This window comes from Candidatus Binatus sp. (genome assembly GCF_036567905.1).
GTDB lineage: Bacteria > Desulfobacterota > Binatia > Binatales > Binataceae > Binatus.
This window is the reverse complement of the sequence record NZ_DATCTO010000008.1, coordinates 65,367-79,790: the sequence shown is the minus strand read 5'-3', so window position 1 is coordinate 79,790 and position 14,424 is coordinate 65,367. Positions and strand designations below refer to the sequence as shown.

At 62.0% G+C, this 14,424-nt stretch carries 13 protein-coding genes and 1 tRNA gene; 5 read left to right on the top strand and 9 right to left on the bottom strand.

From position 1 onward, the window contains the following. Positions 1-54: 54 nt before the first annotated feature. Positions 55-1,722, bottom strand: a complete 1,668-nt coding sequence (locus VIO10_RS00925) for an APC family permease (protein ID WP_331958048.1) — start codon at positions 1,720-1,722, stop codon at positions 55-57. 467 nt (positions 1,723-2,189) lie between these two features. Here VIO10_RS00925 and VIO10_RS00920 point away from each other — a divergent pair, with 467 nt between their 5' ends. Beyond that, complete coding sequence (locus VIO10_RS00920; RefSeq protein ID WP_331958046.1) at positions 2,190-2,609, top strand: hypothetical protein; 420 nt, start codon at positions 2,190-2,192, stop codon at positions 2,607-2,609. Positions 2,610-2,623: 14 nt separating this feature from the next. Here VIO10_RS00920 and VIO10_RS00915 read toward each other — a convergent pair whose 3' ends face one another. After that, positions 2,624-3,817, bottom strand: coding sequence for an LLM class flavin-dependent oxidoreductase (locus VIO10_RS00915; protein WP_331958044.1), 1,194 nt, complete (start codon positions 3,815-3,817; stop codon positions 2,624-2,626). Then, entirely contained in the window at positions 3,814-4,575 is a 762-nt protein-coding gene (locus VIO10_RS00910; RefSeq protein ID WP_331958042.1) for a TetR/AcrR family transcriptional regulator, read from the bottom strand. The genes VIO10_RS00915 and VIO10_RS00910 overlap by 4 nt, the downstream gene beginning before the upstream one ends. Before the next feature lie 166 nt (positions 4,576-4,741). Between VIO10_RS00910 and VIO10_RS00905 the strand changes: the two genes are divergently transcribed. Further along, positions 4,742-5,173 carry a nitroreductase family deazaflavin-dependent oxidoreductase gene (locus VIO10_RS00905; RefSeq protein ID WP_331958040.1) on the top strand — a complete coding sequence of 144 codons (432 nt, stop codon included), beginning with the start codon at positions 4,742-4,744 and terminating at the stop codon, positions 5,171-5,173. Positions 5,174-5,249: 76 nt separating this feature from the next. On the opposite strand, the gene VIO10_RS00900 is transcribed toward VIO10_RS00905, so the two are convergent. The 5 genes from VIO10_RS00900 to VIO10_RS00880 form a co-directional block, all read right to left on the bottom strand. Further along, positions 5,250-6,509, bottom strand: a complete 1,260-nt coding sequence (locus VIO10_RS00900) for a CoA transferase (protein ID WP_331958038.1) — start codon at positions 6,507-6,509, stop codon at positions 5,250-5,252. A 218-nt stretch (positions 6,510-6,727) separates the two neighbouring features. Next, a tRNA-Ala gene (locus VIO10_RS00895) sits at positions 6,728-6,804 on the bottom strand. 116 nt (positions 6,805-6,920) lie between these two features. Next, entirely contained in the window at positions 6,921-8,618 is a 1,698-nt protein-coding gene (gene recN, locus VIO10_RS00890; RefSeq protein ID WP_331958036.1) for a DNA repair protein RecN, read from the bottom strand. Positions 8,619-8,633: 15 nt separating this feature from the next. Continuing rightward, positions 8,634-9,494, bottom strand: coding sequence for an NAD(+)/NADH kinase (locus tag VIO10_RS00885; RefSeq protein ID WP_331958034.1), 861 nt, complete (start codon positions 9,492-9,494; stop codon positions 8,634-8,636). A 69-nt stretch (positions 9,495-9,563) separates the two neighbouring features. Then, positions 9,564-9,983, bottom strand: coding sequence for a hypothetical protein (locus tag VIO10_RS00880; protein ID WP_331958032.1), 420 nt, complete (start codon positions 9,981-9,983; stop codon positions 9,564-9,566). 124 nt (positions 9,984-10,107) lie between these two features. Here VIO10_RS00880 and VIO10_RS00875 point away from each other — a divergent pair, with 124 nt between their 5' ends. Beyond that, the gene (locus VIO10_RS00875; protein ID WP_331958030.1) at positions 10,108-10,983 is read left to right on the top strand and encodes a deoxyribonuclease IV; all 876 of its coding nucleotides are present in this window, start codon (positions 10,108-10,110) and stop codon (positions 10,981-10,983) included. Positions 10,984-10,993: 10 nt separating this feature from the next. Next, positions 10,994-11,992 carry a tryptophan--tRNA ligase gene (trpS, locus tag VIO10_RS00870; protein WP_331958028.1) on the top strand — a complete coding sequence of 333 codons (999 nt, stop codon included), beginning with the start codon at positions 10,994-10,996 and terminating at the stop codon, positions 11,990-11,992. 105 nt (positions 11,993-12,097) lie between these two features. Here trpS and proS read toward each other — a convergent pair whose 3' ends face one another. Continuing rightward, positions 12,098-13,570, bottom strand: coding sequence for a proline--tRNA ligase (gene proS, locus VIO10_RS00865; protein ID WP_331958026.1), 1,473 nt, complete (start codon positions 13,568-13,570; stop codon positions 12,098-12,100). A 99-nt stretch (positions 13,571-13,669) separates the two neighbouring features. On the opposite strand from proS, the gene VIO10_RS00860 reads away from it, so the two are divergent. Next, entirely contained in the window at positions 13,670-14,395 is a 726-nt protein-coding gene (locus VIO10_RS00860; protein ID WP_331958024.1) for an SIMPL domain-containing protein, read from the top strand. Positions 14,396-14,424 lie beyond the last annotated feature (29 nt).

Below are 14,424 nucleotides of genomic sequence, written 5' to 3'. Positions count from 1 at the left end.
CGCGACCGCTCGCGGCCCGCCCCCACGGATTATTCGCCAAGCCAGCGCCTGGGATCAGGCCGGCTTGGTTACCAGAATCGTCTCTTTGCCACGCCGCTTGGAATTACGGACGAAGTAAATCGCGCCGTAGATTCCCCAAATCGCCGAGATCGCGACCGCCATCAGCGGTTCCTTCACGCTGCCGAGCCCCTCAATCGGGCCGATGATGTAGAACGCGAGGCAGGCGAAGTTTGCGATCGCGCCGAACACCGGCACCACCATGTGCTTGAATCCATGGAACTCGTCACGCTCCGAGTAGGCCACGATGCACACAATGTTGGTCAGACCGTAGAGCAGAAAGGTTCCGAAGTTTGAAGTGAGAGTGACCAGCAGCAACCCGTTGGGCAGCGATGAGAGCGACGCGTTGGAGCTCATTCCGAGCGCGTACCACAGGTTGTGCGGGAGAGTCGCAATCGTCTTGTCATCGGGCGCCGATCCGCCGGCGAAGTAGAATAGCGCGGCGTATGCGCCGAGTATTGCCGATATCGTTGCCAGCACCCAAATCGCGCGATGCGGCGTCAGGTTCTTGCCGTGCAACAGTCCGAAGTGCTCGGGCACTTCCTCGTCACGCCCCATCGCGTAGGTCACGCGCGCGCCGGTGTTGATGCACGACAGCGTGGTGCCGATCAGCGCCAGGAAAACCGTCAGCGCTTCCATCAGCATGAACGCCTGACCGTGTCCGCCGAGCAGCGCGTTGCCGATGATCGTCATCATGTCGCCGAGCGGGGCCGCCGATCCCTTGGCCTCCGCCAGACTATAGGCGCTGCTCAGGAAATAGTTGGCGGCGAAGTATTCGATCAGGTAGCAGAACAACCCCTGGATCGTGAGCGACAGCAGAACTCCGCGCGGGATGTCCTTTTTGGGGTTCTTCGCTTCCTCGCCGAGCGCGGTCACCGACTCGAAGCCGACCAGCAGCAGAATCGCGACCGTTGCCTGCAGCATCACCCAGTCAAACCGGTGCGGCAGGATGACCGAGAGTGCGCTGGCGTGCGACGGGTGGTCGCCGGCTATGCCGTAGCCCAGCGTCGCCGCGATCGTGTTGCCATTGGCGTCGAGCGCCAGGCCCGCCGAGCCCGCGGGATGCCCGACGCGGTAAGCGATCGCGAGCGCGGCGAAGAACAGCAGCGCCACGATCTGGATTCCGTTGATCCCGATATTGACGATGGTGGAACCGTTGACTCCCTGGAAAGCGATCCAGGCCACGGCGTACGCGAAAATTATCGCAATTATCGCCATGAATACCGGGCCGGGAATTCCCGCATTCATCGTGCTCGGCGCGAGCGTGCCGACGATGTACCCGATCATGATGCCCATCGTGGCGACCATGACGCCGGGATACATCCAGTAATACAGATGCGACGACCATCCGATTACGAACTTGGCCACGCGCGCGAACTTGTACGCGTGGGTTTTGCTCAGGAAGGCCTGCTCTGCAAACAGGTACGAACTGCCCGCACCGGGATAAAGTTTGGCGAGTTCCGCGTACGAAATTGCGGTCGCGTACGCCAGTAGCAGCGCGACGAAAATCCCGGCCCACATCGCCATCCCCGACGGAAACGCGTAACCCGCCTGCTGGACGAATGTAATCCACAGGAAGGCTCCCGGGGCGATGAGCGCCATGGCGTTGACCGTGACCCCGGTCAAGCCCAGCGTCGGCACCATCTTTCTCTGTTCTTCAGCCATCTTGCCTCCTTCGATTCACCGCCGAGCGGTTGTCCGCCGCGCGCACGCGTGGCTCCCGTTACGGGCGGGAGCATAGGAGTGCTAAAGCAGGAAAAGTGCCACTTCAAAATCGTGTGAGTATTGATGAAAAATGCAACGTGCCTGCTCAAACGACAGGCATCCGCTTATCAAGCAGTCATCAGCAGCCCGCTGTGACAGTCAACCGCTAACTCATCGATATTGACGCGCCGCGGGAAAAGTGACTCTGCTGTTCTGCGCCGCAGCTCAGTCTATACTTGACCATCCATCCGCTGGAGGAACCTATGCCGCGCCCGAGCATCAATTGCCACTGCTCACGAAGGTTGAATGCCGCGAGTCCGTCGCCGGCGAGCGCGCGCCGCGTTGCCCTTGCAGCGCTGACGATTCTGCTCGCATGCGCGACCGCCGCTTGCAATTCGCAGTCGTTCCAACAATCTGCGGGGCCGTCGATGCCGACGCTTCCGCCCGCGCCCGTGCAGCCGCCCGCGCCGCCGATGAACGTGGCGAGGCTGCTGAACGGAAACTGGATGGCCACCTATCCGGGCGGACCAGTTCGAGTGGTTATCGGTTTGGACCCGATGTTACGCGGCCGCAATTACGTCGCGACCATGGTTGACGGCAACAAAAATATCCCGCCGGGCCAAGCCGTGTGGCGCGGCACACTTGATCAACAGGTACCGACCATCGTGGTCGCCGATCAGATATGCGCCGAGCATGGATTCCAGCAGGCGCGATGGGTGAAGGCGCGAATTGTCGTCAATGACGCGAGCAATTTCCGCGAAGAACTCGTCAATCCGAATGACTGCGCCGGATTCCCGGTAAAGTTCACCCGCGTCGGACCCGCGCCGACAGCGCCGGTCAAGGATTGACGGCGCCGTCGCGCTTACACGAGCATCCCGGCCTGCACCACGACGGGTCCGTCGCTCTTGGGAATTTTCGGCTCGGGTTTGCGCTTCATCGCCTTCTCCAGGATCGGGGCGATCCGCTCGGCCTTCTGCTTGGCGCGTTTTTGTTCGCGCTCCTTGAACTCGGGCATGACCTTTTCGGCGAACAGGCTGAGCGACGAGCAGATGTCCTCGTGCTTGTTGTTGCCCGCCTGCGAGATGAACACGACCTGGTCAACGCCGGCTTGCTCGAATTCGCCCAGCCGCGTGCGAATCTGGTCGGGCGATCCGACGCATGAGTTCGCCCCGTCCATGCCCGGCACACTGATCGGGCTGGTTTTGAAATTGTTCCAGATGTTCGTCTTGCCCGGCTCGTGCTGCCCGAACGCATAATGATGGCCGAGCGCGTAGCCGAAAAACTTCAGCCCCTCTTCGCCCATCTTGCGCGCCCGCTCGGCGTCGTTGTCGCACATGAAGCCGGTGACGATCGCGATGTTCGCGTTGACCGCGTATCCGATCGGCTCGCACTCATGCTCGAGCGTCGTGTAATAGTCGGTGACCCACTCGCGCGCCTCTTCCGGCGATACGAACGCGAACGTCAGCGCGCCGATTCCAAGCTTCGCCGCCAGATGAATCGTCTCGCGCCGCGAGCACGCGACCCACAGCGGCGGATGCGGTTTCTGCACCGGCTTGGGCACCACGTTGCGCACCGGCATCTTGAAGTACTTGCCCTCATGGCCAAGAAACGGAACCTCGACAAACATTCGCGCGATCGCACCCAGCGACTCCTGCCACATCGCGCGCTTGTCCGCGCGCGGGATGCAAAAGCCGCCCAGCTCCAGCTCCGCCGACGATTCACCGGTGCCGAACTCGACCCGCCCGCCGCTGACCAGATCGAGCGTCGCGATCCGCTCCGCGACCCGCGCCGGATGGTTGTAGCCCGGCGGCAGCAACACGATCCCGTGACCGAGCCGAATCTGCCTGGTGCGCTGACTCGCCGCGGCCAGAAAAATTTCGGGCGCCGACGAATGCGCGTACTCCTCGAGGAAGTGATGCTCCACTTCCCACATATGGTCGATGCCGAGCCGGTCCGCCAGTTCGACTTGATCGAGCGCGTCCTGGAAGAGCTTGAGCTCCGAGCCCTCCTTCCATGGACGCGGCAACTGATGCTCATAAAAGGTTCCCAGTTTCATAAGCGCGATTTTCTCCTTCCGTTTTTCGCCGATTCAAGCTCCAGGCGCGTGCCGCGCGCGCGCGAATCTGCTGACTCGATCGGCCGCTGGGCGCCATCAAGAGTGAAAAGCGTCCGCTCGACCAGGTCGATCAGTTCGCGCTTGCGCCGCTCAATCATCGCAGGCTCGAGCAGGTCTATATCCCACAGCCGCCGGATCATCGACGCGATCGTGAAGTAGCCGATCGTGATCGCGTTGAGCCCCCACATGAAATGCAGCGGATCGACTGCGGTGCGGAATTCGCCGTCGCGCTGGCCGCGGAAAATAAAAGTGACCGCGCTGGAAAACAGCGGCGGCAGGCGCCGTTTGAGCACTTGCCGCCCGGCCCCGCTTTCGTCGGCCATCTCCTTCCACATGATTCGCACGAAATCGCGGTGGCTGGCGATAAAGTCAACCGTGTGCCCGAGCGCCTGGCGCATCCGCTCCTGCCGGCTTTCCTGCTTCCAGACGATCGCGTTGGCCGCGTCGTCCAGACTCTCGAACATCTGGTCCAGCACCGCGAGGTAGAGCTGCTGCTTGGACGGAAAATGATGCAACAGCGACGGCGCCTTGACCCCGATTCGTTTGGCGATGTCTCGCAGGCTGGTGCCGCGATAGCCGCGCTCGGCGAACAGCGCCTGCGCCGCTTGCAGCACGCGCTCACGCGTGTCGGTGGGCCGTCGCAGGCCAACCATCCTGGCGCTGGCGCGCGCCGCTGAAGTTTTCGAAACGCTTCGCACTGACTCGCCGAAAAATCTATCTAACGCCTGTTAGGCTGTCAAACCGCCCCGCCGCCGAACCAGCGCCCCCCGTGGAACAACAAATGCCCCGAGATTAAACTCAGGCATAGGCTGCCGGACCGGGTTCACGATCAGGCACAACTTTCCTGAAAAGAGGAGACACACCGTGGCGGAGTTCAACGAGCAAGCATTGCGCGAATTCAACGATAAACTGATCGAAGAGTTTCGCGCCAACGGCGGCAAGGTGCTCAGCGGCCCGTTCGTGGGCGCGCCGCTGCTTCTGCTGACTACGACCGGCGCCAAGAGCGGCCGTCCCACTACCACTCCGCTGGTGTACACCAAGGACAGCGATCGAATCGTTATAATCGCGTCGAAGGCCGGAGCGCCGAAACATCCCGCCTGGTACCACAACCTCAAGGCTCATCCTGCCCCGACAATCGAGCTGGGGGTCGAACGCTTCCAGGCCAGGGCTGTCATTACCACTGGCTCCGAGCGCGAGCGGCTGTTCAACGCCCAGGCCAAAGCGATGCCCGCCTTCGTTGACTACCAGAAGAACACCACCCGTCAGATCCCGGTCATCGTTCTGGAACGCATGTAGTCGATCGGAGAGCTTTGCATGAATTGATCGCTGCAAATCTTTTTCGAGTCGCACCTACGCCCGGAATTCTTCCGAGCTACGACGCGTTGCTTTCGAGCGTCGGATCGCGGACCAGGATCCCTTGCGCATAGAGCTTGCGAATCTCGCCCGCCGGCATCTTAAGCAGTTCGCGCAGAACTCGCTCGTTGTCCTCGCCGAGCCTCGACGAACGCACTTCTGTCCGGTCCGGCCATGCCGAAAACTTCACCGGCACACCCGGAATCGCGACCTTGCCCAGGATCGGATCCTCGACCCAGCGAACCGTCTTGCGCTCGTTGAGATGCGGATGCTTTATGGCTTCGTTGACCGTCAGCACCGGAGCGCACGGCACGCGCTCAGCATCCAGCGCGGCGATCGCGTCGTCGCGGGCCGGAAAGCGTGTGAGCCACTTCTCGATCACGTCTCTCAGTTGTTCCTTGTTGTCGCGACGCCCGCGGGCATCCTTGAAGCGCGGGTCGGCGGCCAATTCAGGCATCCCGAGCGCGCGCACCAGCTGCGGCCATTGATGCGGCGTCGAGGTAATCAGAATGTATTGGTCGCCCCGGAAATGAAAAATGCCGGTGGTGCCGCCGTCGGGATGCAACGAGCCGGTTCGCGTCGGACGAAATTTGTCGCCGCGCAGTGACACGATAGGCACGCTCTTCTCGTGCATGTGGAAGTAGGTATCGAGCAGCGACGCGTCGAGATACTGGCCTTGTCCCGTGCGCTCGCGATGCAACAGCGCGAAGCCGACAGCCATCGCGGCGGCGACGCCGGTTGAAACGTCGCCGATTGCCATCGTCGTCAGCGCGGGTGGCCCATCGGCCTGCCCGATGCCGTCGGTAACTCCCGCATATGCCTGGCCGATAAAATCGTAGCCGGGCTTGACCGACAGCGGTCCGGTCTGCCCCGCCATCGAAATCGAGCACATGATGATTTTCGGATTGACCGCCTTGATGTCCTTGTAGGCAAATCCGAGCCGGTCGATCACGCGCGGCGCGAAATTTTCAACTACCACATCGACCTGCGGAATCATCGACATCACGATCTCGCGCGCTCCGGGCTTTTTGAGATCGATCGCAAAACTTAGCTTTGAGTGGTTGTGCTGCAGATAATAGGTGCTATGGCTCGAGTTCTTGAATTCAGGCGCTCGCGACTTGAGCCCGTCGGCGCGGATGCGATCGCCGTCAGGCGCGAGTTCGACCTTGATCACTTCAGCGCCCATCTCAGCGAGAATTCGCGTGCAGGTCGGCCCCGCGACGAACTGCGTGAAATCCAGCACCCGGTAGCCTTCGAGCATTTGCGGCTTGTTCGGCATTAATCAGTCATCTCCCACTCTCAACGGCTGCCCGCGACCTAATTTTCTGTCCAGCGGAATTTCAAATATTTTTTCAATCTGTCTCCATTCTCGCTCTAGCTCAAGCCTTCGGTCGAAGGTTGCAAAGTATCGCGCCACCCTGGGGCGGGCTTGCCACCTATCTGCCGCCTTTTGATTATCCGCGTTTGTCGCGAAAGCGTTTAAGTGCTTGATTTAATTGGTGGAGCTGACGCGGATCGAACGCGCGACCTCCTGAATGCCATTCAGGCGCTCTCCCAAACTGAGCTACAGCCCCACCGCGGGCGAGATTTTTCAGCTAACCGGATACCGTCCGTGGAGTCAACCGACCGGGTCCGCGCTGGTAATTGGAGATCGGTTTCATCATGGCGGCGAATCGGCGCCAAGCACGCGTCATTCCCGGGCGCGATCGAGCAGTTCGCGGGCGGCGCGGCGAAATTTGTCGGATACTTCGCCGCCGAGCATGCGCGCGATCTCCTCGGTGCGATCGCCGGGTTCCAGAACCGCCACACGGCTGCGGGTCGAACCGCGCCGCTCTTCTTTTTCGACGGTGAGATGACGGTCCGCGAACGCCGCGATCTGCGCCAGGTGCGTGACACACAAAATCTGATGAAAGCGCGAGAGTTGTTTCAGTTTGCGGCCAACCACCTGGGCAACCGCGCCGCCGATTCCCGCGTCCACTTCGTCGAAAATCATCGTGGCAACACCGCGGCGCTGCGCCTCGAGGCGCTTGAGCGCGAGCATCACGCGCGAAAGCTCGCCGCCCGAGGCGATTCTCAGCAGCGCCATCGCAGGCTGGCCGACATTCGGCGACAGATGAAACTCGACCGTATCGACGCCGAACGGGCCGAGCGCAACGCCGCCATGCACGAAGCCGGCTTCCTCCGCGCCGAGCGCGCCGAGCCGCGCCTCGAAACCCGGCGAGCGCATCCCGAGCGTCCTCAATTCGGCTTCCATCTTGCGGCCGAGCTCGGCGGCAACGCGCTGGCGAATCGAGGACAGTCGATTTGCATGCCCGCTGAGTTCGTCGAGCGCCGCCGCCATCGCGGCTTCGACTTGAGCTTTCGACTCGCCGATTCCTTCGAGCTCGCCAATCTCGGCCCGCGATCGCTCCAACGTCTCGATCACGCTATCGATTGACCCGCCGTATTTGCGCTTGAGCCGCGTCAGTTCCTGAAGGCGGTTGTCGATTTCTTCCAGACGCGCGGGATCCGCCTCGATCCTGGACGCGTACGCGCCGAGCGCGCGCGCCGCTTCCTCGAGGTTCGCGCGGGCCGACTTGATCATCCCGAGCGCATCGCCGAGTTTCGGATCGAGCGCAGCCGCATCGGCCAATCGCGCTTCGGCGCGCGAAACCGTATCGGTCGCCGCGCCGTCGGCGCCGTAGAGCGCCTGCTCGGCTTCGAGCGCGGCGGTGGCGAGCTTGCTTGCGTTGGAGAGCACGGTGCGTTCGCGCGATAGCGCTTCATCTTCGCCCGCGACGAGCTCGGCGCGCTCGAGTTCGGTCGCGCGGAACCTTGCGAGTTCCAGCAAATCCGCGCGTTCGCGTTCGCGGCGGTTTAGTTCGTGAAGGCGGGACTGGATGTCTTGCGCGCGCGCGTAGCGTTCGCGATAGGACGCGAGTTCGTCATCGAGGTTCGCGTAACGATCGAGAGTCTCGCGATGGCTCTCCGCACGGAGCAACGAATGCTGCTCGTGCTGTCCATAAACCTGGACCAGCGACGCGCCTAATTTGCCAAGGCTTTGCACGGTGGCGAGTTCGCCGTCGATCGTCACCCGCGAGCGCCCACCACCTTCGGCGATCACTCTGCGCACGATCAACTCGCGGCGCTCGCCGTCGCGCCTGCGCCCGGCCAGTTCAGGCATCGCGGCCTCGCCCTCGAGCTCGAACCGTCCCTCGACGACCGCCTCCTTCTCGCCGGTGCGAATCATATCGGGCGACGCGCGTGAGCCGAGCAGCAATCCGAGCGCGCTCAAGATGATCGTTTTGCCGGCGCCGGTTTCGCCGGAAAGCACGTTGAGGCCTGCGCCGAATTCGAGCTGAGCTTCCTCGATTATCGCGAAGTTGCGGATGTGCAGTTCGAGCAGCATCTGGGACGCGCGCGCCTATCCCCAGTGGAGCTTGTCACGCCAGATTTCAAAATTCGGATGAGCGGAGCGGATTAGCGAAACGACGTGGCGCGCGCGATGGATTCTGATTACGTCGGTGGGGCCCAGTTGCGCCGACTCCTGGCCGTCGACGGTGAAAATCGCGTCGTGATCCGGCGCCTTCACGTGAATCTCGATTTCAAACGAATCCGGCAGCACCACCGGGCGGTTGCTCAGCGTATGCGGGCAGATTGGCGCGACCACGATCGCGTTGACGGTGGGAAAAACGATCGGGCCGCCAGCGGAGAGCGCATATGCGGTCGAGCCGGTGGGAGTTGCGATGATCAATCCGTCGGCGCGGTAGGAGCAGAAGGCTTTGTGGCCGGCGAATACGTCGAGCTGAAGCATCCCGCCGAGCGGGCCTTTGCCGACGACCACGTCGTTGAGCGCCAGAAACGGCTGGGTGAACTGCTCGGCTGCGCGTTCGACGATTGCCTCGAGCATGATGCGCCGATCGACCTGGTAGTCGCCGTCGAGTATGCGTCTCAGGGCGGCTGGCGCCTCCTTGATAGCCACTTCGGTCAGGAAGCCAAGCCCGCCAAGATTTACGCCCAGGATCGGAATCCCCTTCGATGCGACCAGGCGCGCGACGCCGAGCAGCGTGCCGTCGCCGCCGAGCACGACGATCAGATCGGCACGATCGGCGAGGAGATGCCCTTGCACGGCCTCGGCGCCGATCTTTTTCGCCGTCTCGGTGTCCGCGAGCGGAGTCTTGTGCCTGCTGCGGAGAAGGCGGGTGAGGGTTCGCGCGATGGTGATCGCGTCGGGCCGCTCGTACTTGACGACCAGGCCGACCGTCTTTATGGATCGCTTCGCCACCGCAATCAGGCACTTATCATGCGCTGAAATCGGCGGCAACGCGAAAGCAATAGATGCCCATTGGTGCTCTCACCGAAGAATTTTATACGCGGTGCCGGCCGCGGCCGGATTTTCTTTGCCATACACGATCGCTACCGAATTGATGTAGTAGCCCGTGGTGGATTCGCTGGTCTGCGCTCTGCTCGTGAGTATGACGATCGCATCCGCGCCGGTTTCACAGGCCTTGCGCTGCACGGCGGGCAGCACGTCGGCCTCACTGGCATAAACGTTCCCCAATCCCTCGACGATTGCGACCTTGCGAAAATCCCCCAGCGGCTCATGGCGCAAAACCGGCATGTTGCAATCGGGCGGCTTGGCGGCGCGGCCCGACGGCTCCACTTCCGCAAGCGTCACCTGCGGCGGCAGTGAAATAACGCGAGCGCATCCCGCGGCGGCAATCGCCAGTCCTATTATGATGATCGCAGTTCGCACGAGTAATGAAGTATCCACCGATGGGCGTCGCGGGCAAGAGCGGTTGCGCGGGTTTCCCGCCGCTCGCATTGGGCAGTCTTTAGTATAAAATCGCGCTACGCTTGCGCGCGCAAAGCCCGGCGCGTAAAGGCTGCATGTCACGATGGCAAACACCGGCAAACCCAGCCGTCCAATCCTTGGCGCGCATATGTCGATCGCCGGAGGTGTCGGCGAGGCGCTGATTCGGGGCCAGCAGGCCGGCTGCGAATGCATTCAGATTTTTACCAAGTCGTCGCGACAGTGGGCGTCGAAGCCGTACAGCAAAGAGGAAATCGAGAATTTCAAACGCAATCAAATCGAAACCGGCATCGGGATCGTGATCGCGCACGACTCCTACCTGGTGAATCTCGGCGCGCCCGATGAAGCTCTGCGGATCAAGTCGGTCAAGGCGTTTATCGATGAGCTGAATCGGTGCGAGGCGCTCGGCGTGCCCACGCTGGTCGCGCATCCGGGCGCTCATGTCGGCGCGGGGGTTGAGAATGGACTCAAGACGATTGCAAAGTCGATCGACGAGGCGCACGCCGCATGCAAAGGCTTCGCGGTGAAGATCGCGCTGGAAATCACCGCCGGCCAGGGCAGCACGCTCGGCCACACGTTTCAGCAGATGGCGCAAATCTTCGACGCCGTCGTTGAACACGAGCGCCTCCGGCTATGCTTCGACACCGAGCATGCCTTCGCCGCCGGCTACGAGCTGCGCACTCCGGAAGGCTATGAAAATACCTTCAGCGAACTCGACAAGTTTATCGGAATCAAAAAACTGGCCGCGTTTCATCTCAACGACTCGCTCAAGGACTTCCATTCGCGCGTCGATCGCCATCAGCATATCGGGAAGGGATTTATCGGGCTCGACGCGTTTCGCCGCATCCTCAACGATCGGCGGTTTTTCGGCCTGCCGATGTGCCTGGAGACGCCCAAGGGTCCCGACCTGAAAGAGGATATCGAGAACCTGGCGACCTTGCGCCGTCTCTTCAAGAACTGACTATTGACTGATGATTAAACGAATACTCACTGGAGACCGTCCCACCGGGCCATTGCATCTCGGCCATTATGTAGGATCGCTGCAAAACCGGATACGCCTGCAGGATGAATACGATACCTACTTGCTAATCGCCGACATCCAGGCGCTGACCGACAACTTCGAGCATCCCGAGCAGCTCGAAGCGAATATCTTCGAGGTCGCGCTCGACTACCTGGCGGTCGGCCTCGATCCGGACAAGGTGAAGATCGTCGTTCAATCGATGGTCCCGGAGCTGACCGAGCTGACGATCTACTTCATGAACCTTGTCACCACCGCGACGCTCGAGCGCAATCCGACGCTCAAGGACGAAATCAAGCAAAGGAATTTCACGAGCCGCCTGCCGGTGGGCTTTTACACGTATCCAATCTCGCAGGCTTCGGACATCACGATCTTCAAGGCGCATCTAGTCCCGGTCGGCGAGGACCAGCTCCCGATGATCGAGCAGGCGCGCGAGATCGTGCGGCGCTTCAATCGCATGTACGACAAAGTCCTCATCGAACCGAAGGCGCTGGTCGGCCAGGTGGCGCGGCTGCCGGGGACGGACGGCGGCGCGAAGATGTCGAAGTCGCTCGGCAACTGCATCTACCTTGGCGATTCGCCCGAGGTCGTGCGCAAGCGCGTGATGTCGATGTTCACCGATCCCACGCGCCTGCATCCAACCGATCCCGGCCACGTCGAGGGCAATCCCGTTTTCACGTATCACGACGTGTTCAATCCGGATAAGGCGGAAATCGAAGACTTGAAGGAGCGCTACCGCAAGGGCACGGTCGGCGACGTCGAGGTCAAGGAGAAGCTGTTCAAGGCGCTGAACGTTTTTCTGGAACCGATTCGCGAGCGCCGCGCGCATTTCGCGTCGAAGCCCGATCGCGTCCGCGAGATAATCGTCGAGGGTACGCGTAAGGGACGCGCCGTCGCGCAGGCAACGATGGCCGAAGTGCGCACCGCGATGAAGATCAGCTACCGATTTTAGTTGTCGGTAGAATCACCTGCGCGGTGTGCGGCAGGGGCTGCGGCCCCTGCACCCGGTGCCAGGAAATAAAGATGCGGGACTTCGTCCGGGCGGGGGGACAGATACTCAATACGCCTTGGCGAAATACGCGCGCTCGGCCGCCGGCTCGCCGCATACCATGCACACCCCCGCGACGCCGTCATTGGTGAGTGGAATTGCGCGGCAAGTCGCTTTGGTCTCCTCGCGAATCCGCGTCTCGCACACTGGATTCCCGCACCAATAGACGTCGGCGAATCCACCGCCGCCCTCGCCTTCCATGTGATTGCGAAACTGGGCGTAGTCGTCGAACTTTCGCGTATTCGCGATCATCGCGGCCTTCGCCTGCGCGTAGAGATTTTTCTGAATCTCGCCCAGCAGCGCGCCGACCGCGTCCGCGATCGATCCGAGCGACGCCTTGCTCTTTGATTCCGGCCCCGACTTGTCGCGCCGCGCGAATACTGCCTCGCCCGAGGCAACGTCGCGCGGTCCGATCTCGATTCTCACCGGCACGCCGCGCATCTCCCAGTCGTTGAACTTGAACCCCGGCGTCAGTCCTTCGCGATCGTCGATGCGCGCGCGGATTCCGGCCTGCGTCAGCGATTCCAGCGCGGCACGCGCCGCGGCGAGGACTTTTTCGCCCTCCTCGGGTTTGCGGAATATGGGCACGACGACCGCTTGCGTCGAGGCGACCGCCGGCGGCAGCCGCAGTCCCTGGTCGTCGCCGTGCGCCATCACGATCGCGCCGAGCAGCCGGGTCGATACCCCCCAGCTCGTCTGCCAGACGAACTGCATCTGATTTTGATCGTCGAGGTAGCGGATCTCGAACGGCTTGGCGAAGTTCTGGCCGAGAAAATGCGAGGTGCCGCATTGCAGCGCGCGCCCGTCGCCCATCAAGCCCTCGATCGCGTAGGTCTCGACGGCGCCCGGGAATCGCTCGGCCGCGCTCTTGCGTCCGACGATCAGCGGAATCGCCAGGAACTCCTCGACGAACCGGCGGTACACTTCGAGCATCGTGAGCGTTTCGCGTTCGGCTTCCTCGCGCGTGGCGTGCGCGGTGTGTCCCTCCTGCCAGAGGAACTCGGTGGTGCGCAGGAACAAACGCGTGCGCATCTCCCAGCGCACGACGTTGCACCATTGATTGAGCATCATCGGCAGGTCGCGATGCGATCTGATCCACTGCGCGAACATATGGTTGATGATCGTCTCGGAGGTGGGACGCACGATCAGCGGCTCTTCGAGCTCCTTGCCGCCGCCGTGCGTAACGACCGCAAGCTCGGGCGCGAACCCCTCGACGTGTTGCGCCTCCTTTTGCAGGAAGCTCTGCGGGATGAACAGGGGAAAGTATGCGTTGCGGGCGCCGGTTTGCTTGATGCGCCGGTCGAGCTCGTCGCGCAGCATCTCCCAAATGGCGAAACCGTCGGGACGAAACACGATGCATCCGCGCACCGGCGAGTAGTCCGCCAGCTCCGCGCGCAGACAGATGTCGTTGTACCACGCGGCGAAGTCCTCGCTGCGCGGGGTTACCTTCTTGTCATTTGGTTTTGCTTGTTTTTCCGCCATTCGTCTTGCGTGACGATTGTGATTATCGTCAATTGGTACAGTCTCCGGATAAAATCGGCTCGAATCAACTTATTCCGGAGCGCGCCCGAGGTGAAAGCCATGAAGCTGAGATTCCGAGCAGCCGCCGCCGGCCTTGCGCTTGCGATTGTAATCCCAGCGTTCGCTGCCGCGGCGTGGGCGGATAGCGGTGCGAATACTCCCGCCATGCGGACGATTGAAGTTGACGGCAGCGGCGAGACGCGCACCTCTCCCGACACCGCGGATTTGGATCTAGCGATCGAGACTGAAGCGAAGACGGCCGAGGAAGCGGCGAACCGCAACGCCGCGCTGGCGACCAAGGTGATCGACGCGCTCAAGTCCAAACTCGGCGACAAGGGCAAGATTACCACCGGCGGCTATTCGCTGAATCCCGAGTACGACCAGCGTGCGAGCGAGAAGCCCAGGATTATCGGCTACAACGCTCAAAACTCGGTTACGGTGCATACCGGCGCGCTCGACCTCGTTGGCCCGCTCATCGATTCCGCGATTGCGGCCGGCGCAAATCGCGTCAACTCGCTTGACTTCAGCGTCAAGGACGACACCAAGGCGCGTACTGAAGCGATCGCGATCGCAACTCGCGACGCCCGCGCACAGGCCGAAGCGCTTGCGTCTGCGCTGGGCGTGAAGCTCGGCAAGGTCCTCAAGGCGACGACGATGGCGCAAGCGCGGCCGATTCCGATGCGGATGGGAAGGGCAATGGCGATGTCGGCCAGCGTGGCCACACCGGTCGAACCGGGCGAGGTCACCGTGTCGGCGACGGTTTCTCTCAGCTTCGAGATTGAGTAGGTTTTGCTTTTGCGCTATCGACCAAGCGT